Consider the following 23,633-nt stretch of genomic DNA (forward strand, 5'->3'; position numbering starts at 1 on the left):
GTGCTCTGGACCCGGCGTCCCGAGGCGGCGCATGTGCTGGCCTGGTCACTCTGGCGGCGCCGTCATCAGTGGCGCGCCAGGCAGTGCCATTACCGACGCCGCTGTCGTGGTCGTCCACCATAACTGCGACTGTAGTACTAAGTACATCCCATAAAGTTCTGCGGAAAGGGCGTACACTGGTGGCATGAAAGCCATCCTGATCCCCCCGTTGGGCAAAGCGCAACAGAGTGAGTTAGACACCCTGTATCGAAAGACCAAGGACCCACGACTCCGAACTCGTGCCCAGATGGTCTTGCTCTCGGCCGAGCGGGGTCTCAAAGCGCTGGAGATCGCGGGGATCGTGCGGGAGAGCGAGGACACCGTGGTGCGGTGGCTGAAACGGTATCAGAGCGAAGGCGTGGACGGGCTGAAAGATGCGCCGCGAGCGGGACGGCAAGCCAAAGTGACGGCGGCGTATCGGGCCGCCCTGGTGGCGGCGGTACGGCGCCGTCCGCGCAGTTTGGACCTGCCGTTTTCCATATGGACCCTGCAACGGCTGGTGGATTACCTGGCCGAGCAAACCGGGATTCGCATCGCTCTGGAAACCCTGCGCCAAACCTTGAAGCGCGAAGGGATTGTGCTCAGTCGTCCGCAGCATAAGATCAGCAGCCCTGATCCAGACTATGCGGTGAAAAAAAAGCGGTCGAAGACACCCGCGATCACTTGAAACCGGGCGATGTGTTTTACTACGCCGACGAGTTTAACCTCAGTTGGCTGCCTACCTTGACGGCGTTGTGGAGCCCGGTAGGCCAGCAAATTATGATTCCGACCCCAGGTCAGCCTAAGAAGCGCTATGGGTTGGGAGCGGTGAATTACCATACCGGTGAAACCGTGGTCTTATTCAAACGACACAAGCGCCGTCGGGAGGTGGCCGAACTGCTGCAAGCCATAGTGGACCAGCATCCCACGGGGACGATTTACGTCGCGTGGGACAATGCCGACACGCATCAAGACGACGACATCGAAGCGGTCGTGCGCGGAGCCGCCGGGCGACTGGTCCTGCTGTACTTGCCGACCTATAGCCCTTGGCTCAACCCGATCGAGATGCTGTGGCGCCATTTCCGCCGCGAAGTGACCCATTGCGAACTCTTCGAGACGGTAGCCGCCTTGCTCCAAGCCGCCCGCGAGTTCTTCGACCGTCACAACCGCTCTCCACAGCAGGTGCTCTCGATTATCGGTTCCTATGCCGTAAAAGTTTCATGAATGTACTTAGAGCGTCTTCATCTCGCTCGTACGGCAAAACAGGCTTGGCGGAACTCGTTGGCGCCTTCGGCTCGGGTGAACCGATTCAAGCATTCGTCGGCAATCCCTTGCCGGCGAAGACGCTCGGCCGGGCCGTGGCGTCGCGAAAGGACTCCCGATCTACGGGGATGCACGATCGTAGGTCGGCAATCCCTTGCCGACAAAGACGCTCGGCCGGAGCATGGCGTCGGGAAGGGCGGCTTCGGCGCTCCAATCGCAAACGGTCATCCCAGCGCTCCTGGGATGACCGTTTGCGATTGGAAGGTCGCGACTAAAGCGACGTTTGCGATTGGGAGGGATTCCCGACCTTGTATTATGAATTCCGTGTGGTTCGGAAGTGGTTGGAGAAGACTCCCCCGCCGGTAACCACAGGCCTGGAGGGCACTCCAGGTTTGAGCGACTGGATGCCGTTCCCGCCCTTGGGACACCTAGCCCGTTGCGTAGATCGATGCAGCAGTCGCTCACCCTCATCGAGCGATCGAACAGTATCTTCGGCCCGGCATGCCGGCAGCCCGCATTCACAAGGTAGATCATTTGAGGTTCATGATGCCCACGTTTTATCTCGGAATTGATGTCGCCAAAGCCAAACTGGACTGCGCGTTACGCCTCCCCAACGGGAAGTTCCGAACCAAAGTCATCGCCAACTCCCAAGACGGGTTCGCCACCCTCGTCACTTGGCTCACCGGCACAGAGGCACGGGATGTTCACGTTTGCATGGAAGCCACTGGGGTGTATTGGGAAGACGTCGCCCAATGCTTGGCTACCCAAGGGCTCACTGTCAGCGTCATCAACCCCGCCCAAATCAAAGCCTATGCCGCTTCCCGCTTAACCCGGACGAAAACCGATGCCGTCGATGCGCGCCTCATCGCCGAATTTTGCGCCGAGCGCCATCCGCCTCCCTGGCAGGCGAGAAGCCAAGCCGAAGTCGCCTTGCGCGCGCTCGTGTTGCGTCTGGATGCGTTGCAAGCCATGCGGACCCAGGAAAGTAACCGCCTGGAGGTCGCCCGGGACGCGGTGCGCGCCAACATTCAAGAACACCTGAATTGGCTCGATCAGCAGATCAAAAGCCTGATCAAAGCCATCAATGAGCACATCGACTCTAACCCCGATCTGAAAGGGAAGCGCGAATTACTCGAGAGCATCCCCGGTATCGGGGAACGCACCATCGCCATTCTGCTCGCCTTCTATGCCGAGCCTAGCCGCTTCGCCAATAGCCGGCAAGCCGCCGCCTTCGCCGGGCTCGACCCGCGCCGGCAGGAGTCCGGAACGAGCGTGAAAACCAAGCCGCGGCTGTCCAAAGTCGGCCATGCCTTCTTGCGCAAAGCCCTCTACATGCCGGCCATGGTGACCCTGTATAAGACCGCTTGGGGCCAGCCATTCAAGAACCGGCTCGCGCTCTCGGGTAAGCCCGCCAAGCTCATCATCGGTGCCATGATGCGCAAGCTCCTCCATGTCGCTTTCGGCGTCCTCAAGTCCGGAAAACCCTTCGATCCAGCACTCCATGGCACTTGACCCGGATAACAGTATCTACTCGCCAGTGCTCGTACAGTAGGTTTAAAAATGCACTAGCTGCGCAGCGCTCGCCGGTGAAATGACGGACAGCACGGCGACGCCGCGTCACTCGAACCGCCAAGCCGATGCCATATCAAATCTTCGAGCGCCTGAGGAATCTCTTCCGCGGATGATGTGCCGGCACAAAACCCTCCAGTAGAATTTTTCTCTGTCAAGATAACAATTCACGTTGCGCGAAATTTCCTACTATTTTTATAGTTCTTTAACGGAAAGCGCCGATTCGGTTTTTGTCGAGCAGACGCGAGAAGCCGGGAGCGGACAGCTTGGAAAGCCGCGGGCTGGTCGCTACGTCAAACGTGATAGCACGCCATGTTTCTCTACGGTAAGGTCGGGAATATGATTGGCGCAGCCCGTGGTAACGCTTGGTGCTGCGTTATGGGTTGGGACAACGACTGTTCGACGGCGATAGCGAAGAGAACGCTGGCGCCGACGGCACAATGAACGACTATAAAGAATAACAATGAACGATAACAATTTGGCTCTGCCGCGTGCCGCCGAAGGCTATGCTTTTCCGCAGCCGGACAACCGAAATAGGCCAGGCTTGATCCGATCAGCGATATGAACGCCGAGCCAGACGCTTCGCAGCCGTTAACTCGCATTCCAATCGACGATCCGGACTTCCGGGTCTTATTCGAATCCGCGCCGGGCCTTTATCTTGTGCTGACTCCGGACCTCCGTATCGCAGCCGTCAGCGACTCCTATGCGCGTGCCACGATGACGCAACGGAAGGAGATTATCGGCCGCGATATTTTCGAGGTCTTCCCGGACAACCCCGAGGACCCTGACGCCACTGGCGTACGCAACTTGAGAGCCTCCCTGCAGCGTGTGCTGCGGAACCGTACGGCGGATGTCATGGCGGTGCAGAAATACGATATCCGTATACCAGAGGAGGAAGGCGGCGGGTTTGCCGTGCGCTACTGGAGCCCATTCAACTCCCCCGTGCTGAGCGCGGACGGCTCGGTCGCCTACATCATCCACCGAGTGGAGGACGTCACCGAACTCGTCCGGCTCAAACAGCAGGGAATCGAGCAGAGCCGGCTCACCGAGTCGCTGCGTGAACAAGTTTTGCGGATGGAAGCGGAGATTTATGCCCGGGCCAAGGACACGGCCGAGGCGGCACAGCGCGAAAGCGAGGCGCGAGCCCAGCTGATTTTCGATACCTCGCCTTTGGCCATGCTCGTCGTCGATAGCGGCGGACAAATCGTCCAAGCGAACGGGCGTGCCGCCGAGCTCTTCCGCTGCCCGTCCGAAAAGCTGATCGGACGTCCGATGGACGTCCTTATACCCGAACGTTTTCATGTTCGTCATCAGATGCTCGCTTCGGAGTATTTCCGCCATCCGGAGCCGCGCGCCATGGGCAAGGGCCGCGATCTGCACGCTGTCCGGGCCGACGGGGAAGAGTTTCCCTGCGAGGTGAGCTTGGGGCCGGTGGCCATTGGCGGGGAGCTCCATGTGATCGTCAGTGTCGTCGATATCACCCTGCGCAAGCGGGCCGAGGAAGAAATCCGCCTCCTCAATGCCGATCTGGAGCGACGGGTCGAGGAGCGTACGGCCGAACTCCAGGCCGCCAACCAGGAGTTGGAGAGTTTCGCCTACGCCGTCTCTCACGACCTCCGCGCGCCTCTTAGGGCTATGAGCGGATTCAGCCAGGCCTTGATGGAGGATTACGGCGAGCGCCTGGAAGGCGAAGCCCGCGTCTATCTGGATCAAATCATGCTCGCCAGTCGTCGCATGGGCGAACTGATCGACGGCCTGCTCCAACTTTCGCGCTGCACCCGCGGTGAGTTGGGGCGTGACCCGGTGGATCTTTCGGCGCTTGCGGAACGCATCCTCGCCGAGTTGACTCGTGTGGAACCGGCCCGCCGGGTGGAATGGTGCGTAGAACCGGGCCTTTTCGCTCGGGGCGATGCTCGAATGATCGAAGTGGTTCTGAGAAATCTCATCGGCAACGCCTGGAAATACACCGCCGGCACCGATACGCCGATGATCCGGGTGTATGCCGAGCAAGCCTCTGAAGGCGAGTATCGGCGATTTTATGTGGCAGACAATGGCGCCGGTTTTGACATGGCCCACGCCGGCAAACTGTTTCAGCCGTTCCAGCGGCTGCACCGGCAAGAGGAATTTCCGGGTCTGGGCATAGGCCTGGCCACGGTCCAGCGCATCGTTCATCGTCACGGTGGCACGATTGACGCCGTTTCTGCTCCGGGCCAGGGCGCTACCTTCCGTTTTTCGCTACCGGCCGTGGGCCGCGGAGACGAGGAAATTCGATGAAAGCCAAGACGATTCTGCTGGTGGAGGACAACGCTCAGGACGAGATGCTGACCCTGCGCGCGCTGCGCAGGGTCAATCTGGCCAATCAGGTGGACGTGGTACGCGATGGCCAGCAGGCGCTGGATTATGTGTTCCGGGAGGGCGAATTCGCGACACGCGAAGGTCCCGACTTGCCCACGGTGGTTTTGCTGGATCTCAACCTGCCCAGAATCGGAGGTCTGGAAGTGCTGGAACGGCTGCGTGCCGATCCGCGTACCCGTCTGGTGCCGGTGGTCATCCTCACGTCCTCCGACGAGGAGAGAGACCGCTTGGGCAGCTACGAACACGGTGCCAATAGTTTCGTCCGCAAGCCCCTGGATTTCACCGAATTCGCAGAAACGGTGGCGCGCCTCGGGGTTTACTGGCTAGCCACGAACGAACCGCCATGGGGTTGACGAGACCGTGACCGCGCCGCTAAACCTTCTGGTCATCGAAGATAGCGAGACCGACTTCCTCTTGATTCAGCGCCAGCTGCGGCTTCACGGGTTGACCGCCAGCTGTCGGCGAGTTGTGAGCTGCGGAGAACTGAACCAGGCCCTGGAGGAAGAGAGCTGGGATGCCGTGTTATCCGACTACAGCGTACCCGGCCTGGATTTCGAAGCGAGTCTCAGGCTCATACAGGAACGGCTGCCCGATTTGCCGGTGATCCTGATCTCGGGAAGTATCGGCGAAGAGAGAGCGGTCGAACTCCTGAAACAGGGCGTTTGGGACTTCGTCCTCAAGGACCGTCCGGGCCGTCTCGGGCCGGCCATAGAGCGCAGCTTGCGCGAGATGGAGGAGCGGCGTGTGCGGCATGCCGCCGAGATGGCCCTGCGCGAGAGCGAACTGCGTTTTCGCCGGATGGCGGAAACGATAGGCGAAGTGTTCTGGCTGAGCTCGCCGGATTTCCGGTCCGTTCTTTACGTGAGCCCCGCATTCGAACAGGTCTGGGGACGACCCTGCGCCGAACTGTATGCGAATCCCAAGCTTTGGCTGGAGGCCGTGCATGCCGAGGATTCCCGGCAAGTCTTGCGTGCCTTGGAAGAGCTGGCCCATGGCCAGCGCTACGACATTCAGTACCGCATCAACCGTCCCGACGGCACGGTGCGCTGGATCAACGACCGCAGCTACGCGCTGTGCGACGATGCCGGCAAGGTCATCCTGACCTCGGGCGTGGCCTCGGACATCACGGAGCAACGCCAGGCGGAGGAGCGGCTGCGTCAGGCGGCCACCGTATTCACCAGCACTCAAGAGGGAGTGATCATTACTGACCTCGATGGCAACATCCTCACGGTCAACCCGGCTTTTACCATGATCACCGAATATACCGAGGCGGAGGTTTCGGGCAAGAACCCGCGCCTTCTGCAATCGGGCCACCATAGCCGCTCGTTCTACCAAGCCATGTGGCACGCCATCCGCACCACCGGCTCCTGGCAGGGGGAACTCTGGAATCGGCGCAAGGGCGGCGAAATCTATCCGGAGTGGCTCAACATCAGCACGGTACGCAACGAGCAAGGCGAGGCGGTCAATTACGTGGGAGTGTTTACCGACATCACCCACCTCAAGCGTTCGGAAACCCAACTGGAATACTTGGCTCATTACGACCCGCTGACCGGCTTGCCCAATCGGCTTTTGCTCCTCTCCCGCCTGAACCATGCCCTGGAGCGCGCCAGGCGTGATAGGAGTCGCGGCGCCGTACTGTTTCTCGACCTTGACCGGTTCAAGAACGTCAACGACAGCTTGGGGCACGCCACCGGCGACGAACTGTTGCAACTCGCCTCGCAGCGCATGCGCGAATGCCTGCGCGAGACCGATACCGTGGCCCGCTTGGGCGGCGACGAATTCGTCGTGGTGCTGGAAGAACTGTCCGATCCCGAGAACGCCGCGAGCGTGGCTCATCACCTGATCGACCGGCTCAGCGCGCCCTTCGTGCTGTCCGGCGGACAGGAGGTTTACATCGGCGCCAGTCTCGGTATCGGCATTTTCCCCGACGACGGCGATGATGCCGATCGGCTCATCCAATACGCGGATGCGGCGCTCTACCAGGCAAAAGACAGCGGTCGAGGGACATATCACTTCTATACCGAGTCGTTGACCACGTCCGCCAACGAGCGGCTCGCTCTGGAAACCCGGCTGCGCCACGCGCTGGACCGGGATGAATTCGTCTTGCACTATCAGCCGCTGGTGACGCTGACGGATGGCCGGATCTTCGGCGTGGAGGCCCTGTTGCGCTGGCAGATTCCCGACCAGGGTCTGCTTTCCCCCAATCGTTTCATTCCCTTGGCGGAAGAAACCGGCCTCATCGTGCCGCTGGGCGAATGGGTACTGCGCACGGCCTGCAGGTGCATGAAAGCCTGGCTGGATGCCGGTCTGCCGCTGGAAATGCTGGCGGTCAATCTCTCGCCGCGCCAGTTCCAGCAGGGCGATCTTCACGAACGCATCCGTGCCATCCTGGCCGAAACCGGCCTGCCGTCCCATCACCTCGAACTGGAAATCACCGAAACCGCCCTCATGGAGGATGGCCCGGAGAACGAGGCCAAACTGGCGGCCCTCAAGGACCTCGGCGTCCGGATTGCGATCGACGACTTCGGTACAGGCTACTCGTCGCTGGCCTATCTGAAGCGCTTCCCCATCGACAAGCTCAAAATCGACCAAAGCTTCATGCGGGACATTCCTCAAGATACGTCCAACATGGAAATCGCCGCCGCCATCATCGCCATGGCGCGGAACCTGAAACTGGAGGTGCTGGCCGAGGGAGTGGAAGCGGAAGCCCAGCTAGCTTTCCTGAAGCGCCACGGCTGCGACGTCGCCCAGGGCTATTTATTCGGCCGCCCGATGACAGCCGATACGATGCAAGCCATTTTGGAAGCGGCCATGGCGAACCGATGAATGGCATTCACTCGCTTATGGGTGCGCTGGAACTGCTCAAAAACTTGGCTAGAGCCGGTTTCTCGGTTTGGTGTAGCGCCCGCTGTTGTAGGTCGGGAATCCTTCCCAATCGCAAACGGTCGCTTTAGTCGCGACCCTTCCCGACAGCAACTGTCCGGCCAGCGGGTTTGTCGGCAACGGATTGCCGACCTACGATTCTTTCGGCTTCCATTTTAGGGGGTGGAGCGGTCTCCCATGCTATGTCGCTATATTGTGGTGAAAAATGCTCTAAAGCCGGTTTCCCGGCGAGGAAGTGTGGTTTCCAGCGAGGCCGAATTCCGGAAAAATTACGGAAACGCTAAAGAAGTTGGTTCAGTTCGTGCCCTTCGTCTGGACGCATGAGGGGAGTCGATGAGCTCACCACGAGCCGAATCAACACCTTACCGTTTGTCCCGATCCTGAAGAAGGACCTGATCAGAGCTTTCTTACCGATGCGTTCACGCCCGCAAGACCACCCGAACGCGCGGACTCTTCGCCGGGAACGTTTTCGGTGAATCGTGTCGATCGCGATCAGCCGATCGGTTCAGCAATAACGGCTGGCATATTCTTGCAGAGCGCCGGGGCCAAGACGCCGGTGCAGTTGTTCGCCCACGCCGAGCATCAGCGCGCGCCAATAAGGAGCATCGCCTTCGGTCGCTGCCGCTTTGCAGCTGCGCGCGTTGTGCAGAGCTTCGAACAATTGATCCACGCTCATCTCCGGCAGGCTCGCCAGAAAAGCGCGAAGCCGGACTTGCTGCTCCGGTGTCATCTCGGATTCCTCACAAAACCGCCGTCCGGAAATTCATCACGCGTCGAGATCCAGGCCGTCTTCTTCGGCTAGTTCCACGCCGGTGACGCAAACATCGCCGTCATCGACGATCAAAGGCACGGCTGTGAGCTGCTTGCCTTGGCAGGGTCCAATGAAACAGTGCCCGCTATCGATGTCGAACTGGGCGTGATGTTGGCCGCAGGTCAGAAAGTTGCCATCTTCATCCATGAACTGCCCCGGTACGGTATCCAGCCGGCTGCCGGCATGAGGGCAGACATTTTCAAATCCAAAAAAACGGTTGCCCTTGCGCGTAATCAGAATCGGCCAGGGTTTTACCTCGCCGGTCTCGGTTCGCACGGCCAGCCAAAAGCCCCGCGCCTGTTCTTCGTCTATTTCCGTCGTACGGCAAACTACAAATAGCTCATTCATATCGCACACCCAAGATTGAGGATCGGACCGAAGCGCCGCGCACAGGATCTCGGCGGACGTTACGCCCATGAGCCATCAAGCAATTCCGGTACCAGGATTAAACCGATACAAACTGCTCGATTTTTCACCATCTCGCGGGCCTTTGCCGATATCCGAAGAAAGAAGAGTGATGGAAACCCGACAATGTTTGTCGTGAACGTGCCGATCGGCACCGAATCGTTTGGAGAAACGGTCACAGGTCGATAGCGGCAAGAATCGGGTTCAAGCAAGGCGCGTCGCAATTACTTCCGCGCTTCCGAAATTGTTCCAGTACCACCCCGGCACATCGTTCGCGAAACAGTACAGCCGCCCTGCGGCTTCGGCGGTGTACCGACAGCTTTCCCCGATAACAAATGCCGTCTGGCCGTTCCGGTCCAAGGCTCCGCAGAGAGCGAACCATTTCTCGCGTGGAAGACGCAGCGACGACCCCAACTTGTTCTGATAAGACAAACCGGAGTACCCGGCGGGGCCGCAGGAAATGAAGAAATCCGTCCATGTTCTCCGAGCGGAAAACTGATAAATGCCACCCGCGGCGAGATCGATGCCGCTGTCGTTCCAGAACGATCTAGCGCGGACGGAAAAGGATTTCTGATCGCCGACATTCATCGTGAAATCTCCTGTCTATTGAGTTTCCCGACGTGCAAGCCAGCTCGCGCGAAGAGACTGGCCGGCGAAACCGCAGGATTCGTTTTGTGGATCCTAGGACCGCCGCCACACGCTGGCCAGCCAAGGCTGCGCCGTTCGAGGCAATCCGGCGGGCCGGAAATAGTGTTCGAGCTCCACGAATCCCGCAGCGGTCATCCGCTGGCGCCACCCCTCCAGGTCATAGTAAGCGCCATAGCGCCCGCTGCTCCAGCCTTCCTCATTGTTGCCGCGCGGATTGGAGCTGAACAAGACGCCGCCCGATTTCAGGGCGACATGCAATTGACCGAGTACCCTCGGCAGTTCCTGGGATGGAACATGAAACAAGCTCGCATTGGCAAATACGCCATCAAAGGAACTTTTCGGAAGGTCGAGTTGCAGGAAATCCTGTTGCCACACCTCGCAACCGGTATCCTCCCTCGCCATGGCCGCAAAGCGCTCCGCCCCCTCCACGCCTACAGCTATGTGTCCGCGCCTGGCGAATTCCTTGAGATCACGCCCCGGCCCACAGCCGAAATCGAGGATTCTGAAGGGCGGGTCCCCTTCGATATGGCGCAGCAGCGCATCAATGTTCTGGCTGACGTCGTGATTCCGCGTTCCCTCCCGAAAATCTTCCGCATGCCGGTTATAGTGCGCCAGTGTCAGGGTTACGATCTTGTTCAGATCGTCGGGCAGTAGCTTCATGGTCGATCAGTGAGTGGGAATTTCCGATCCCAGTGTATAGCACTTCGGCGGTCGTCTTAAGACGCAATGTCCTTCGAGCGCGGCAGGGAGACGAACCGGCACAGTAGAAGCTTCGCTTTCTCCGGAAGTTGTCGCCGATGCTGACCCTCGGGGTCATGCGAATGCCGATTTGTACGGTGCCGGTGACGACCTCGGGCGGTTGAGGAAGCTCTCGGCGGTTGTCCCGAAATGCGGGAAGATGAGGCGAACCGGTCTTGTCCGACCAGCAGGACGGAATCAGGGGCGATAAATAATCGTGTTGTAGTAATACTTCGCGATTTCCGTCCATTTCACGTCCTCTAAAAAATCGGAAGAGTTGAGTTCCGAAAAGGTCGTAAATCCTTCTTTCTCCCGGTAAGCGCGAAATTCGTCTTCATTCAACGGCACAGCAAGCTCGGTATTGGTCACTTCGATGTACCAGCGTCCTTTCCCCGTTCTCCAAACGAGCATGACGTGCTCGATGTTCCCGCGCGCCGCATCGTTCGTCTTTAGGACGACCGCTCGAAACGGAAGATTGAGCGCTTCACCGACCGCGAGATAGAGCGTTACCAGCGTATCGCAATCCAGCGATTTTTCATCCAGTCCTTGAGACAACAGGTATTGCGGAGCCGTGTGATTTATCAGGCGAAGATACAGGATATGTTTGATGACATCGGCTAAACGCTGGACGTCCTTTTTGTCGGGATTATTGAGATTAATCCCGGAAGAAACCTCCTTTTTCACATCCTCGATAAAATTATCGATGCTTCTGTAATGGTCTGGCTCTACCTTGTAAACAGCGCTTTCGATATCGAGGCGGGCGGCCGCAACGGTCGAGTATTTTCTGTTTGGGTGTTTGGTATTGATTGTTCTTGCGAGCTCAAGAGCGAAGAGATGTTTCGATATCTTGATGTCTCTCCGATAGCTGGCAGTAACTTGCGCTTCAGGGAACGCGCCGTAATACCATCGCTCGACCATGAATGTGACGGTGGCATAAACACCGACCAAGGCGAACGCGACCAAAACAAGGAAAGCGGAGATTTTTACCCTGGCGGATAAGGTCGAAATCTTTCCGCTAAACCGGATCAATACGCGTTCAAGGAATGAGACCCGAAACAACATGGTGGATAAGCCTGGCAAATGACAAGGGACGTTTTCCTCATTATTCGCAACTTGCTCAACGAAATCCCCGGATGGCAACAGGGAGGTAACTGGCTCCAGGTGTTTCCCGCCGCGCGAGAGATACCAATCCGAACAGTGGAATTGTGCGCCGCCACTATGTCTTAGACTAGAATTTGCGGCGGACAATCAACCGAACCTTGGCCGCTTTCAGCATTGCCAAACCGGCGACGACGCCTGTCCTGAGCCGAGTCGAAGGGCGCTTCCCGAATGTCGGTGCGTCCTACGGACTGAATTGTCGAAGATCGCTCTTTATGCCGACGCAATATATGATCGCAACAATAAACCATCGAAAGAAACGATAAGCTATGGGACTATTTAGGTTTGTCGCCGGCTTGTTCATCGTAACGGGCATCGGCCTGATTGGGCTCGCCTGCCATGAAACCTACGAATCACTGCGGGTAACGGTTCTCTCATCCTCTCTCGAGAAAACCACCGCCAAACTGCTTGGCTACCACCAAGAGATATCCAGAGTCCGAAAAACAACAGGCACCGGTTACACGACGGGCGTCTGGTTTCCGCAGCCCAAGGTCGAGTACAAGGGCAAAACTTACACCGATCCCAATATCGTTCCCATCGAATGGTATGAGCCTGGAGACCAGGTCCCTATCAGCGTCGTGGCCGATGGAAAAGGCGGCGTGTATGTCGATACCTTTTACGTACGCTATACCGCCGCCGCCATTTATTTTGTTCTCGGTTCGATCTTCTTCGGATTGACTCTTCTATGCTGGCCAATGCTGTCCGCGGCGACAGAAAACGATGTCGACCCTATTTTTGAACACGCTCCCGTTTGGTTCAAACACGTCAAATGGGCTTTTATCGGCATCTTTGGTTTTGCTGCCGTCATGGCATCGAAAGAGTATCTTCCCGGACTGATTCCGGACACCTGGAAACCGGGCAACCTCGAACGAGAATTCATTCAGGCAATGAAGAAAAGAGATTACGCGCAAGCGAAAAATCTCCTGAATAATGAAGAGCTGAACCTCGATTACCATGAATATGACAGCTATAAAAACACCCTGATAATGGCCGCATTGGAAGGCGGTCACGATGAGATCGCTCGCCGCATGATGCAAAAAAAGTTCGACATCAATGCCAGGGATTGGAGAGGCCACTCGGTCATCTATTATGCCGTTCGCTACCAAAACCCATTCGTTTTGAAGGAACTGATCGAGAGAAACGCAAGTCTCGAGTCCAAGGACGACCTGCTTCTATTGGCCATCGCCGTCAAAAGCAGAGAGGCCGTCGAAATTCTCGTCGAAGCGGGTTACCCGGTTGATAGAAAAGACCCCGAGCTCAGGGTTTTTCCGAGCGACATGGCTATCTATGCGGAAAGGCCCGACATTCTGAATTACCTCGTCTCGAAAGGGGCGCCAACCAGCGCCCCTCGAGAATTCATCGATGTTGCACGCGATCCGGCGAACGTAAGCCTGCAAGATGAGAATCTGAGGTTCGGGAAGAAGATGACCCTGAAACGATGGAAGGCGTTATGCGAGGAAGAAGCGCAAGGGCGGACGAATTAAAGGGGTCAAGCCGATCACACGCCGCGAGGTTTCAAAGGATGATAGAGCGTTTTCATCTCGCTCGTACGGCAAAACCGGCTTGGCGAAAGTCGTTGGCGCCTTCGGCTCGGGTGAATTGATTCAAGCATTCGTAGCTCGGCAATCCTTTCCCAATCGCAAACGGTCGCTTTAGTCGCGACCCTTCCGACGAAGACGCTCGGCCGGGACGTGGTGTCGGGAAGGGCGGCTTCGGCGCTCCAATCGCAAACGGCCTGGCCGGGAGCTCCGGCCACGCCCTTCCCGAAGACGCCGTTTGCGATTGGGAAGGATTCCCGACCTACTCGCGAGTGCCCGTACAGTAGGTATGAAAATGCTCTAATGGCGGCGATGGGACAGCCGGATGCGCGGCCGGATGACCTGAAACCGGTATAGCAGCAGGGAGCACGATGGATGCGGCAGGCCGGTAGATTCCGACCGTCCGCCACGTGCCAAACAACGGCTGGTTCCGAACGAAAAATAGTCACCGACAACAGGCAAGTCGGCATCTGCCGGATGAACCGAACGGGTCATCCTCCGGAATCGACACGGCGATTCATGGCCTTAATCTCTCTTCACCGGCGCGAGTTCGAAAATCACGATCTCGGCGTCGCCTCCCCCGATATTCTCGACGGTCATGGCGGCCCCCGTTTCCCAGAAAACATCGCCCGGACCGTAGACGTGCGTCTCGCCGGAGTCCTCCACCTTTAACCTCCCCTTGAGTACGTAGCGCGGGCCGGGACCTTCGTGGGTATGCAGGGGCGTCTTGTAGCCGGACGGGAACTGAACCCGAACGACTCGTGTTTCGACGGTATCGGCGGATAGCGGTACCGCCTTTTTCAACAACAGTTGCCGCGGCGCCATCGTCGGCGCTTCCTCGGCGCAGGCCGAACCGATCCCGGCACCGAAAATCAATATGCCCAGCATGAGGGCGATATACGAACAGCTTGGATTTCGTTGCATGGTATTGCCTCTCGAAATTGTTCATACCAATCGTACCGACCGAATCTCGGGCGGGAAGTCGGTCGATGGATACTCCGACCGACTCCGCGGGGCTTATCCGCTTCGACTCGTCGGAACCGAAATTCAGCCGACGCTGCCGGCTTTCATCGCCTCCGGTACTTCGATCAGCTTGCCCGATCTTACGTCGTAGATGAAACCGTAGATCGGAATGTTCTTCGGCACCAGGGCATGGTTGCGGATGCGTCTCACGTCCTCGGCAACGCTCTGTTCCTGATTCTTGATGGTCAGCCAGTTGATGTACTTGCCGTCGGTACACCCCGGCCCCTTACCCACATCGTGCCAACCGCTGGCGTCGATGGTCGCGGTTTCGAGGCTATTGCTCAGAAGATCGCCCATGATCTCATTGGTGAACAGTTCCATACCGCAATCGGTATGGTGAATCACGAACCATTCGCGGGTGCCGAGCAGCTTGTAGGAGATCACCAGGGAACGGATGGCGTCGTCGCTGGCCCGTCCGCCGGCATTGCGGATCACGTGGGCGTCGCCCTCGGTAAGACCGGCGTACTTGGCCGGATCGAGGCGCGCGTCCATACAGGTCAGGATCGCGAAATGCCGCCCCGGCGGCAAGGGAAGATGGCCCTTGTTGAAACTGGCAGCATAGCCTTGGTTGGCGTTTAGAACTTCGGTCAGGATCTGGCTCATATGATTTCCTCCTAAGGATTGTTGTTGTAAAAGACAAGCCGCCTATTAGCCCCGGCGGTAGATGAGGGCGAAGTTGTTGGCGGGCATGTCCATGGCTTTGTCCAGCTTCATGCCGTGTTTGGCGGCAGCCCGGTTCAGGTCGGCCGTATCCTTCAAGCCCCATTCCGGCACGCCGGCCGAACGCAGGGTCCGATCGAATTCTTCGTTCGATGGTGTGGTGAATCGCCCGTCGATCTTGAAGGGGCCATAGATGAACAGAAGGCCGTCGTCCGCCAATACCTCGGAAGCGCACTGCATCATGCCGTCGGCGATGGAGACCGGTGCAACCTGAAAAATGTTGATGCAGTAAATGGCGTGGAACTCCTCCTCGTCCGGATCAGGCCATGTGTCCGGCTGGGTGAGATCCAGCCGGCGCGGTTTCCGGATATTGCCGAGGCCGCTCTCCGCCGTCAGCTTCTCGATGTTCGGAAACACCTCCTCGTTCATGTCCGTGGGATGGAATTGCAGATGCTCGAAATGCGGCGCGAAGTAATGCAGGTGCATGCCGCTCCCCGAGGCGAATTCGAGCACGTGGGCCTCGTTTTTCGGGAGCAGCGTTTTCAGCGTTTCCAAGATGGAATCACGGTTGCGATGCCCCGCCCAAGCCACGTAGGGGCTCAACGGATGGGGATCGAGTGGGGGTCTGTCCTCGTACATGAAACATCTCCTCTGGAATAAAAGGTTATCAGTTCTAGGACAAGCCTGACGGACAGGCCTATAGCAGGTAGCAGCTTATGTGCCAAGCTTATTCGATTCGGTTTTAACGTAAAAACAGGTACTTATAAGAAACTTCACACCCGGGCTTGAAAAACGGCTTCACAGGATGAAAATGCAATTCATGTAGCGGCGATCCACGTCGCTGATCACGCCGTTATCCACATCCAAACTCTTATGGCGTATTTCAGCAGCGAAACCGGCGGCGAATAGCCCCTAGAGCGTTTGCATCTCGCTCGTACGGCAAAACAGGCTTGGCGAAAGTCGTTGGCGCCTTCGGCTCGGGTGAATTGATTCAAGCATTCGTAGGTCGGCAATCCTTTCCCAATCGCAAACGGTCGCTTTAGTCGCGACCCTTCCGACGAAGACGCTCGGCCGGGACGTGGCGTCGGGAAGGGCGGCTTCGGCGCTCCCGACGACGCCGTTTGCGATTGGAAGGTCGCGACTAAAGCGACGTTTGCGATTGGAAGGGGCCGATTAAAGGCCCGTTTGCGATTGGAAGGGTCGCGACTATTAATCAGGCCCGTAAATACCCTCCTGGTATTTCGGGCCGCCGCCCAGGCCGGTACACGCCCGGCCTGGGCTCACGCGGCTTGTCGCCGCGCCGGGGCATTCCTGCCCCCGATTAACCCGGCCTATATTTATAGGCCGGGTTAATAAAGCGACCGTTTGCGATTGGGAAGGATTCCCGACCTACGCGCGAATGCCCGTACGGTCGGTATGAAAATGCTCTAGCCCACATTTCTCACCCCCCTTCTACTGCGGACGCCTATTCGCTCGCCGTGACGCGCCGTCTTTGCGCTGCGCCATCCGGCTGCGCGCAACGTCCAGGGCGGCCTTCCTTGGCCGCCCGATCGGCAGGCCCATCCTTCACCGGAGGATGGGCTTCTCCGCCTCGCCCCTCGCGCCGACTCGACGTAGTATCGGCTACGCCTTCCCCGTCGCTCAATCCGTGCGGCGCGCCACACCGGCGCCTCGGCGCCATCGCGACGAAGAGACGTGAGAAATCCGGGCTAGACCTTGAGAAACGTCCAGATGGGAGCGGATAAAGCGCGCCGCTATTCCCTGCCGGGGGACGCCTTACTATCATGTAGGCAACCTCGCATCACCCATCGCGATCATTGATTATTCAGATACCCTTCCGGCGTTCGATATATCGCCGAAACCTACTCGAAGAATCAGAACAATAGGCATCCTATGACTTTTGGGACAAGAACGGGCCGGGCGTGCTGCCTGGCGCGACGCATACCGTATATCTCGCGTTGGCTCGTCATTCCGCTCAGCTTCATTTTGGCGGTAACCCTGGCTGGCGCGGCCGAGCGCTGGGACATCGATGCGCTGATGAGCGCACTGTCCCGCATCGAGAGCGGCGAGAAACGCTATACCGAAATCAAGACCATGGCGCTCCTCAAGGAACCCATGCGCCTGAGCGGCACGTTGATCTACCGCGCGCCGTCGTTCCTCGAAAAACGGGTGCTTTCCCCCTTCGAGGAGCGCTATACGGTGGATGGCGACTCCCTGACCATCGAGAATCCCGCAAAAGGCGTCAAACAGACCCTTTCGCTGGCTTCCCAACCCGCCATCTGGGCTTTCGTGGAAAGCATCAGGGCGCCGCTGGCGGGCGATCTCGCGACCCTGAACCGCTTTTACAAAGTCAGCTTCGGCGGATCGAAACGTAATTGGCTGCTGGCCCTGGTGCCCACCGAACCGGATATGGCCAAGCTGGTTCGGTTCATCCGGATTCGAGGCAGCGGCGACCGCATCGATCGAGTCGAAATCGAGGAAACCGGGGGCGACACCTCCGTCATGACCATCGAGCATCGGCCGTGAGGGAGCGCCTGCCGGTCTTCGTGTGGCTGGTCCTCATGGCGGCAGGCGCATGGATCGCGCTGTTCCGCACACCAATTTCCACCGACCTCACGCATTTTCTCCCGAAAAAGGCGGGAATCGCGGAGCAGATCCTGGTCGAGCAGTTGCGTCACGGAGTCGCGTCCCGCCTGCTGCTCATGGCGCTGGAGGGAGACAAGGAATCCGATCTGGCCGAGGTCAGTCGACGCCTGGCGGAACGGTTGCGGGAGAACCGCGCGTTCGTGCGGATCGACAACGGGACTCAAGGGCTTTCCGCGGCAGACCGGGAATTTCTGTTCGAAAATCGCTATCTCTTGAGCCCTAAGGTCAGCGAACAGCGGTTCGGCGCGGAAGGGCTCCGGCAAGCCTTGGAAGCGCGCCTGGCGGAACTGGCCTCGCCGGCCGGTTTATTGGAAAAGGAATTCCTGCCCCGCGATCCGACCGGCGAATTCCTCGAAACCTTGCGGCCTTGGATGAAATCCGCGGGGCCTTCGCTCCGACAGGGCGTCTGGTTCTCGCCGGACGGCCGTCGGGCGCTGCTCGTGGCGGAGACGAAAGAGCCAGCCTTCGATCTGGATGCCCAGGCCGAAGCCGTGGCTGCGATTCGGGAGAGCTTCGCGGCGGTCAAGGGAAACCGCTCGGTCGAGCTGCTCCTGAGCGGCCCTGGCGCGTTTTCGGTGGAAGCCAACGCCACCATCACGCAGGATGCCGTTAGGCTGTCCCTGCTCAATACGTTGGCGATCACGCTGCTGTTGGCGGCGGTGTACCGGTCGCTGCGGGTCATCCTGCTCGGCCTGGTGCCGCTGGCGACGGGCGCCTTGGCAGGGACCTGCGCGGTGAGCCTCTGGTCCGGCGGGATACACGGCATCACCCTGGGATTCGGCGCGACCTTGCTCGGCGTCGCCGCCGATTATCCCAACCATCTGTTCACCCATGTGCGCCGTGGAGAGACCAGCCGCCAGACGGTAAGCCTGATCTGGCCGACGCTACGCCTTGGCATACTCACCAACGTGGCGGGCTTTGCCGCGATGCTGTTTTCGGGCTTCGAAGGCCTTTCACAATTGGGCGTTTTCGCGGCGACGGGACTCCTGGCCGCCGGGCTGACCTGCCGCTGGATCATGCCGGCGCTCATGCCCCAGCATATCGCCCTACCCGACCGGATCGTCAGAGGGTTGCATGCCGATGAGTTTCTCAGAAGGCTAAGCCGGTTCCGCTTCGTTCCGCCTTTGCTGATCTTCGCCGCGATTGCATGGATAACCGGCTCCGGCGCGTCGCTCTGGAACGACGATATCGATGCCCTGAGCCCGGTACCCGAGTCCCGCAAAGCGCTGGACGAAGCCCTGCGCCGCGATCTGGGCGCACCGGATCTTCGCCAGTTGATCGTCGTAACCGGCGCCGGTGCCGAAACCGTTCTGAGGCGGAGCGAGGATCTGAAAAGAATCCTACAGCCCCTGGCCGACAACGGAACGATGGCCGGATTCGACATGGCGGCGCTTTACCTGCCCAGCCATGAAACGCAAAGCCATCGGCAGTCGGCCTTGCCCGAGACGGAAATCCTGCGGCGCAACCTGGATGAAGCGCTCCGGAAAACGTCTTTCAAGCCCAATGCCTTCGAACCCTTCATCGCCGACGTATCGCATGCGAAACATACGCCGCTGCTCGATGAAACGAGCTTTGCCGGAACCTCGTTCCGGCTCAAGATCGAATCGCTCCTTTTCCGGCATGGCGAACTCTGGGTCGGCCTGGTTCCGCTCGTCGGCGTGGCCGATGCCGCGCAGTTGCAGGCGGCGCTCGCGGCGGACAAGAACCTCATCTATCTGGATCTTCGCGAGGCATCGAGCCGGCTGCTTCGGGATTACCGGCGCGAAGCCGTTCACTTGCTCGGCGCGAGCGTGGCAGCCATCGTGATCCTGCTGACTTTCGGACTCCGCTCGCCGGGCGGCATGCTGCGGGTTGTGACGCCCATGGCGGCCGCGGCTTTCGTCACCGCAGCGGTATTGATGAGGCTGTACGGAGGCCTGTCGCTTTATCACCTGGTTTCGCTGCTCCTGGTAATGGGGCTCGGCATGGACCAGGCATTGTTCTTCAACAAACCCAGCCGAACCCCGGAGGAGCGCAACCGGACCCTCCTGTCGCTTCTGATTTGCAGCTTCAGCGCAGTAATGGCTTTCGGCATTCTGGCAACATCGAGCGTCAACATTCTCAACGCCATCGGCAGCACCGTGGCCATGGGCGCGGCTCTCGCGGTTCTTTTCGCAGCGATGCTGGCCAGACGGAATCCGTCTTCGGCATAATACTTGAATTCTTCACATCGCCATCTCACGCTATCTTTCTCCACACCCACTTGATGCAGCCTTTGATTATTTCCGCATTCACCCTGACCAACTGTCTGGGAAGGGGGCTGAATGCGACTTCGGCGGCGCTTCGGGAACAGCGCAGCGGTCTTCGCCACTGCGACTTTCCGGGTACCGAACTGGACACTTACATCGGCCGGATCGACGGAATCGAAAACGAACCCGTAAGCGGACGCTTAAGCGATTATGATTGCCGCAACAACCGCCTGGCCCGGATCGGTCTCGAGCAGGACGGCTTCGTTCAAGCCGTGGAAAGCGCCCGGCGGCGCTATGGGCCGGAAAGAATCGCGGTGATCCTCGGCACCAGTACATCCGGCATCCTGGAAACGGAATCCGCTTATCGGAGGCGCAATCCCGAAACCGGGGCGCTGCCGCCCGATTTTCGTTATCGGCAGACCCAGAATACGTTTTCCGTGGGCGATTTCACCCGGCGCTATCTCGATCTGCAGGGCCCCGCATCCGTCGTCTCCACGGCTTGTTCGTCCAGCAGCAAGGTTTTCGCCAGCGCCGCGCGCCTGATTCAGACGGGGCTGTGCGATGCGGCAGTCGTCGGAGGCGTCGACAGTCTCTGCTTTACCACCCTATACGGCTTCACCGCGCTCGAACTGGTATCGTCCACCCCGTGCCGTCCAGCCGATGCGGACCGCAACGGCATTTCCATCGGAGAAGCGGCCGGTTTCGCCCTGCTGGAAAAACCGGAACGCGGCACCGGCGATATCGCGCTGCTCGGCTACGGCGAAAGCACCGACGCCTACCATATGTCTTCGCCCCATCCCGACGGCCTGGGTGCGGCGGAGGCCATGAACAAGGCCATGCAGCGGGCCGGGGTCGATCCGGGCGCTATCGATTACATCAATCTGCACGGCACCGCCACCAAAGCCAACGATGCCGCCGAGGACAAAGCCGTGTTCGGCCTCTTCGGCGCAGCGGTACCGTGCAGCTCGATCAAGGGCTGGACGGGCCATACCCTGGGAGCGGCGGGAATCGTGAATGTTATCGTCGGTTGCCTGAGCATTCGCGAAAATTTCGTGCCGCGCAGCCTGAACACCGAGCGGGTCGATCCGGAGATCGCGTCCTGGATCGCCACCGAGGAACTGCGGCGGCCGGTCCGGACCGTCCTCAGCAACGCCTTCGGTTTCGGCGGAAACAACGCCAGCCTGGTTCTGGGAAAACGCTCATGATCCGAGTATTCGTCGAAGGCGTCGGCATCATCGGTCCCGGACTTCCTTCCTGGAAGGAGAACCGCGAGATTTTGGCCGGACGGCAAGCCTATGCGGGCGGCGAACTGCCGCGGCTCCTGGCGAGCCGACTTCCTGCGGCCGAGCGACGAAGGAGCACCGCCGTTACCCGGCTCGCGATCGACGTGGCGGAACAAGCGCTACCGCCGGACGTAAACGCGGGAGATATCGCGACGGTATTCACGTCCTCGGGCGGCGAAGTCGAAATCATTCATCGGATTTTCGAGGAATTGGCCACCGTCGAGCGGCAGATCTCGCCGACCCAATTCCACAACTCGGTCCACAACGCGGCTTCCGGATACTGGAGCATCGCGACCGGTTCGCGGCAGGCGTCCACCAGCCTGTCCTGCTTCGACGACTCCTTCGCCATGGGACTGCTGGAAACCGCCGGCCAGGCATTCGTCGAAGACACGAAGGTTCTACTCGTCGCCTATGATTTCCCGCCGCTTGATCCGATTCTCCGGGCTCGTCCGTTGCTGGCACCGTTTGCGGTCTCCCTGCTGCTTGCTTCGGAAAGATCCGAGCACAGCCTCGGCGAGTTGACGATCGGCCTCGATACCGCCAATGCGGGCGACATAGGCCACATGGACGATGCGGGGCTCGAGGCCTTGCGCGCCGGCAATCCCGCGGCTCGAAGCCTGCCGCTTTTGGCGGCTCTGGCCCGTTCCGAGACTGCCGAACTGAGTTATGGCCAAGCGCGGGTCGGGCTTAAGCCATGCGCCTAGACCGATCGGAGCTCAGCGGCCTGCTCCCTCATGCGGGTACCATGTGCCTGCTCGATGACATACTCGACTGGGATGAAACCCGCATTGTCGCGTCGGCCACCAGCCACCGGCGGTCGGATAATCCGCTACGCCGCCAAGAGGGTTTGAGCGCCGTATGCGGCGTCGAATACGCCGCTCAAGCGGCCGCGATACATGGGAGCCTATTGGCCGGAAAACAAGATACTCCGGTGAAACAGGGCTATCTGGCGGCCGTTCGCGAGTTCGAACTCGCCGTCGGGTGCTTGAACAGAATCGAATCCACGCTCGTAATTCGAGCGGAAAAAATTCACGGAAATGAAACCGGTTTGCTGTACGCTTTTGCCGTCGAATCGAGCGGCAGCGTTCTTCTCACGGGTAGGGTATCGGTGTTCTTGTCGGCCTAAACCGAACCGGAATATCGCTCGGGACCGTTTCTTTGGAAAACACTGCATCGGGTAGAACCACCCTCCTCGGGAGAGTACAATACTTAACCTTTTATAACGCGCTTCTATTTGGGCAAACGAGGCGATTCCTGCGGTAAGACAAGGCTATGAAACAGCTCTCGGAGATCATGGCGGTAATGCATAACGAATACAACACGGACGATTTGCGCATTTGCGAAGTTAAGGAGGTCATTCCGCCCGTACAGGTTCACGAAGAATTTCCCATCACCCAAGAGGCCGCGCTGACGACTTTACAAGCGCGCCGGGAAATCCACCGTATTCTGGCTGGCCAGGACGACCGTCTGCTCGTCGTCATAGGCCCGTGCTCCATTCACGATCCCGAAGCCGCGCTGGAGTACGCCAGACGCTTGCTGGAAGCGAAGCGGGAGCTGGTCGACGATCTGGTGATCGTCATGCGGGTTTACTTCGAGAAGCCCAGGACCACGATAGGCTGGAAAGGGTTGATCAACGATCCATGTCTGGACGAGAGCTTCAATATCAACAAAGGGCTGAGATTAGCCCGGCAACTGCTGCTCAATCTGAACCAGATTGGCATGCCGTCCGCCACCGAATATCTCGATCTGATCACGCCGCAATACGTGTCGGACCTTATCGCCTGGGGGGCGATCGGCGCCCGCACCACGGAAAGCCAGGTGCACCGTGAACTGGCTTCCGGCCTTTCCTGCCCCGTCGGCTTCAAAAATGCCACCGACGGCGGTATCAAAGTGGCCATCGACGCCATCAGCGCGGCTAGACGTCCGCATCATTTTCTGTCCTTGACCAAGGCGGGCCATTCAGCCATTTTTTCGACCACGGGCAACGAAGACAGTCACATAATTCTCCGCGGTGGAAAGCAGCCGAACTACGATGCCGAGAGCGTGGAGGCCACGGCTCAGGCTCTGGAAAAGGCGGGCCTGCCACCCAACATCATGATCGATTTCAGTCACGCCAACTGCATGAAGGATTATCACCGCCAATTGAGCGTAGGAACGGATGTGGCGATGCAACTCGAAGCCGGCGATTACCGCATCTTCGGCGTCATGATCGAAAGCCATTTGAAAGCCGGCAATCAGAAACTCGAGCCGCGCAAGCCGCTGGAATACGGCCTCAGCATTACGGATCCCTGCCTCGGCTGGGACGACAGCAACTCTCTGCTGCAACGCTTGGCGAAAGGCGTGGCTCGCCGGCGCCGACATGGCCGCCAAGAAACCGCCGCAGAGCTTATCCGATCGAGCACCTGAA

The 23,633-nt window shown here is 59.1% G+C and carries 21 protein-coding genes; 13 read left to right on the top strand and 8 right to left on the bottom strand.

All coding sequences use genetic code 11. From position 1 onward, the window contains the following. The first annotated feature begins 184 nt into the window (after positions 1 to 184). The 6 genes from ACR2R1_RS10300 (at position 185) to ACR2R1_RS10325 (ending at position 8,031) form a co-directional block, all read left to right on the top strand. Entirely contained in the window at positions 185 to 706 is a 522-nt protein-coding gene (locus ACR2R1_RS10300; RefSeq protein WP_434111134.1) for a helix-turn-helix domain-containing protein, read from the top strand. Then, the gene (locus tag ACR2R1_RS10305; protein WP_434114021.1) at positions 703 to 1,242 is read left to right on the top strand and encodes an IS630 family transposase; all 540 of its coding nucleotides are present in this window, start codon (positions 703 to 705) and stop codon (positions 1,240 to 1,242) included. Before ACR2R1_RS10300 ends, ACR2R1_RS10305 begins: the two co-directional genes overlap by 4 nt. Positions 1,243 to 1,827: 585 nt before the next feature. Then, positions 1,828 to 2,793, top strand: a complete 966-nt coding sequence (locus tag ACR2R1_RS10310; protein WP_434114226.1) for an IS110 family transposase — start codon at positions 1,828 to 1,830, stop codon at positions 2,791 to 2,793. Positions 2,794 to 3,411: 618 nt separating this feature from the next. Then, a complete protein-coding gene (locus tag ACR2R1_RS10315) occupies positions 3,412 to 5,124 on the top strand; it encodes a PAS domain S-box protein (RefSeq protein ID WP_347258494.1) in 1,713 nt (570 codons plus the stop codon). Further along, the gene (locus ACR2R1_RS10320; protein ID WP_086132817.1) at positions 5,121 to 5,558 is read left to right on the top strand and encodes a response regulator; all 438 of its coding nucleotides are present in this window, start codon (positions 5,121 to 5,123) and stop codon (positions 5,556 to 5,558) included. Before ACR2R1_RS10315 ends, ACR2R1_RS10320 begins: the two co-directional genes overlap by 4 nt. 7 nt (positions 5,559 to 5,565) lie before the next feature. Beyond that, complete coding sequence (locus ACR2R1_RS10325) at positions 5,566 to 8,031, top strand: EAL domain-containing protein (RefSeq protein WP_347258495.1); 2,466 nt, start codon at positions 5,566 to 5,568, stop codon at positions 8,029 to 8,031. Positions 8,032 to 8,593: 562 nt separating this feature from the next. Here ACR2R1_RS10325 and ACR2R1_RS10330 read toward each other — a convergent pair. From ACR2R1_RS10330 to ACR2R1_RS10350, 5 genes are all read right to left on the bottom strand, one after another. Beyond that, positions 8,594 to 8,818, bottom strand: a complete 225-nt coding sequence (locus tag ACR2R1_RS10330; RefSeq protein WP_086132819.1) for a hypothetical protein — start codon at positions 8,816 to 8,818, stop codon at positions 8,594 to 8,596. A gap of 36 nt (positions 8,819 to 8,854) precedes the next feature. After that, entirely contained in the window at positions 8,855 to 9,247 is a 393-nt protein-coding gene (locus tag ACR2R1_RS10335; RefSeq protein WP_077731688.1) for a Rieske (2Fe-2S) protein, read from the bottom strand. A 261-nt stretch (positions 9,248 to 9,508) separates the two neighbouring features. Beyond that, a complete protein-coding gene (locus tag ACR2R1_RS10340) occupies positions 9,509 to 9,892 on the bottom strand; it encodes a hypothetical protein (protein WP_086132820.1) in 384 nt (127 codons plus the stop codon). Positions 9,893 to 9,985: 93 nt separating this feature from the next. Continuing rightward, positions 9,986 to 10,612, bottom strand: coding sequence for a class I SAM-dependent methyltransferase (locus tag ACR2R1_RS10345; protein WP_434114024.1), 627 nt, complete (start codon positions 10,610 to 10,612; stop codon positions 9,986 to 9,988). A 276-nt stretch (positions 10,613 to 10,888) separates the two neighbouring features. Beyond that, positions 10,889 to 11,938, bottom strand: a complete 1,050-nt coding sequence (locus tag ACR2R1_RS10350) for a hypothetical protein (protein WP_434114027.1) — start codon at positions 11,936 to 11,938, stop codon at positions 10,889 to 10,891. A gap of 179 nt (positions 11,939 to 12,117) precedes the next feature. On the opposite strand from ACR2R1_RS10350, the gene ACR2R1_RS10355 reads away from it, so the two are divergent. Then, complete coding sequence (locus tag ACR2R1_RS10355) at positions 12,118 to 13,332, top strand: ankyrin repeat domain-containing protein (RefSeq protein ID WP_077731640.1); 1,215 nt, start codon at positions 12,118 to 12,120, stop codon at positions 13,330 to 13,332. Positions 13,333 to 13,911: 579 nt separating this feature from the next. On the opposite strand, the gene ACR2R1_RS10360 is transcribed toward ACR2R1_RS10355, so the two are convergent. From ACR2R1_RS10360 to ACR2R1_RS10370, 3 genes are all read right to left on the bottom strand, one after another. Next, a complete protein-coding gene (locus ACR2R1_RS10360; protein ID WP_434114229.1) occupies positions 13,912 to 14,274 on the bottom strand; it encodes a cupin domain-containing protein in 363 nt (120 codons plus the stop codon). A 159-nt stretch (positions 14,275 to 14,433) separates the two neighbouring features. After that, the gene (locus tag ACR2R1_RS10365; RefSeq protein WP_434114031.1) at positions 14,434 to 15,012 is read right to left on the bottom strand and encodes a beta-class carbonic anhydrase; all 579 of its coding nucleotides are present in this window, start codon (positions 15,010 to 15,012) and stop codon (positions 14,434 to 14,436) included. Between the two features lie 45 nt (positions 15,013 to 15,057). Next, positions 15,058 to 15,708, bottom strand: a complete 651-nt coding sequence (locus ACR2R1_RS10370; RefSeq protein ID WP_156880741.1) for a DUF938 domain-containing protein — start codon at positions 15,706 to 15,708, stop codon at positions 15,058 to 15,060. A gap of 1,254 nt (positions 15,709 to 16,962) precedes the next feature. Between ACR2R1_RS10370 and ACR2R1_RS10375 the strand changes: the two genes are divergently transcribed. The 6 genes from ACR2R1_RS10375 (at position 16,963) to aroG (ending at position 23,632) form a co-directional block, all read left to right on the top strand. Beyond that, a complete protein-coding gene (locus ACR2R1_RS10375) occupies positions 16,963 to 17,595 on the top strand; it encodes a LolA-related protein (protein WP_086134486.1) in 633 nt (210 codons plus the stop codon). Continuing rightward, on the top strand, positions 17,592 to 19,907 hold the full coding sequence (locus ACR2R1_RS10380; RefSeq protein WP_077731633.1) for an MMPL family transporter: 2,316 nt from the start codon (positions 17,592 to 17,594) through the stop codon (positions 19,905 to 19,907). The genes ACR2R1_RS10375 and ACR2R1_RS10380 overlap by 4 nt, the downstream gene beginning before the upstream one ends. A 53-nt stretch (positions 19,908 to 19,960) precedes the next feature. After that, positions 19,961 to 21,148, top strand: a complete 1,188-nt coding sequence (locus ACR2R1_RS10385) for a beta-ketoacyl-[acyl-carrier-protein] synthase family protein (RefSeq protein WP_434114035.1) — start codon at positions 19,961 to 19,963, stop codon at positions 21,146 to 21,148. Next, on the top strand, positions 21,145 to 21,930 hold the full coding sequence (locus tag ACR2R1_RS10390; RefSeq protein ID WP_434114038.1) for a beta-ketoacyl synthase chain length factor: 786 nt from the start codon (positions 21,145 to 21,147) through the stop codon (positions 21,928 to 21,930). The genes ACR2R1_RS10385 and ACR2R1_RS10390 overlap by 4 nt, the downstream gene beginning before the upstream one ends. Continuing rightward, entirely contained in the window at positions 21,921 to 22,352 is a 432-nt protein-coding gene (locus ACR2R1_RS10395) for a hydroxymyristoyl-ACP dehydratase (RefSeq protein WP_347258741.1), read from the top strand. Before ACR2R1_RS10390 ends, ACR2R1_RS10395 begins: the two co-directional genes overlap by 10 nt. Before the next feature lie 176 nt (positions 22,353 to 22,528). Beyond that, positions 22,529 to 23,632 (top strand): 3-deoxy-7-phosphoheptulonate synthase AroG, encoded by a 1,104-nt coding sequence (gene aroG / locus ACR2R1_RS10400; protein ID WP_077731687.1) that lies wholly within the window; start codon positions 22,529 to 22,531, stop codon positions 23,630 to 23,632. The last annotated feature ends 1 nt before the right edge of the window (position 23,633 follow it).

The sequence above is a fragment of the Methylocaldum sp. GT1TLB genome, from assembly GCF_051027445.1.
Lineage (GTDB): Bacteria > Pseudomonadota > Gammaproteobacteria > Methylococcales > Methylococcaceae > Methylocaldum.

What these genes read in the sequence shown, in the direction of transcription:
- ACR2R1_RS10300 (WP_434111134.1), top strand. Translation starts at nt 185, where the DNA reads ATGAAAGCCATCCTGATCCCCCCGTTGGGCAAAGCGCAACAGAGTGAG.
- ACR2R1_RS10310 (WP_434114226.1), top strand. Translation starts at nt 1,828, where the DNA reads ATGCCCACGTTTTATCTCGGAATTGATGTCGCCAAAGCCAAACTGGAC.
- ACR2R1_RS10315 (WP_347258494.1), top strand. Translation starts at nt 3,412, where the DNA reads ATGAACGCCGAGCCAGACGCTTCGCAGCCGTTAACTCGCATTCCAATC.
- ACR2R1_RS10320 (WP_086132817.1), top strand. Translation starts at nt 5,121, where the DNA reads ATGAAAGCCAAGACGATTCTGCTGGTGGAGGACAACGCTCAGGACGAG.
- ACR2R1_RS10330 (WP_086132819.1), bottom strand. Translation starts at nt 8,818, where the DNA reads ATGACACCGGAGCAGCAAGTCCGGCTTCGCGCTTTTCTGGCGAGCCTG.
- ACR2R1_RS10335 (WP_077731688.1), bottom strand. Translation starts at nt 9,247, where the DNA reads ATGAATGAGCTATTTGTAGTTTGCCGTACGACGGAAATAGACGAAGAA.
- ACR2R1_RS10340 (WP_086132820.1), bottom strand. Translation starts at nt 9,892, where the DNA reads ATGAATGTCGGCGATCAGAAATCCTTTTCCGTCCGCGCTAGATCGTTC.
- ACR2R1_RS10345 (WP_434114024.1), bottom strand. Translation starts at nt 10,612, where the DNA reads ATGAAGCTACTGCCCGACGATCTGAACAAGATCGTAACCCTGACACTG.
- ACR2R1_RS10355 (WP_077731640.1), top strand. Translation starts at nt 12,118, where the DNA reads ATGGGACTATTTAGGTTTGTCGCCGGCTTGTTCATCGTAACGGGCATC.
- ACR2R1_RS10360 (WP_434114229.1), bottom strand. Translation starts at nt 14,274, where the DNA reads ATGCTGGGCATATTGATTTTCGGTGCCGGGATCGGTTCGGCCTGCGCC.
- ACR2R1_RS10365 (WP_434114031.1), bottom strand. Translation starts at nt 15,012, where the DNA reads ATGAGCCAGATCCTGACCGAAGTTCTAAACGCCAACCAAGGCTATGCT.
- ACR2R1_RS10370 (WP_156880741.1), bottom strand. Translation starts at nt 15,708, where the DNA reads ATGTACGAGGACAGACCCCCACTCGATCCCCATCCGTTGAGCCCCTAC.
- ACR2R1_RS10375 (WP_086134486.1), top strand. Translation starts at nt 16,963, where the DNA reads ATGACTTTTGGGACAAGAACGGGCCGGGCGTGCTGCCTGGCGCGACGC.
- ACR2R1_RS10385 (WP_434114035.1), top strand. Translation starts at nt 19,961, where the DNA reads ATGCAGCCTTTGATTATTTCCGCATTCACCCTGACCAACTGTCTGGGA.
- ACR2R1_RS10390 (WP_434114038.1), top strand. Translation starts at nt 21,145, where the DNA reads ATGATCCGAGTATTCGTCGAAGGCGTCGGCATCATCGGTCCCGGACTT.
- ACR2R1_RS10395 (WP_347258741.1), top strand. Translation starts at nt 21,921, where the DNA reads ATGCGCCTAGACCGATCGGAGCTCAGCGGCCTGCTCCCTCATGCGGGT.
- aroG (WP_077731687.1), top strand. Translation starts at nt 22,529, where the DNA reads ATGCATAACGAATACAACACGGACGATTTGCGCATTTGCGAAGTTAAG.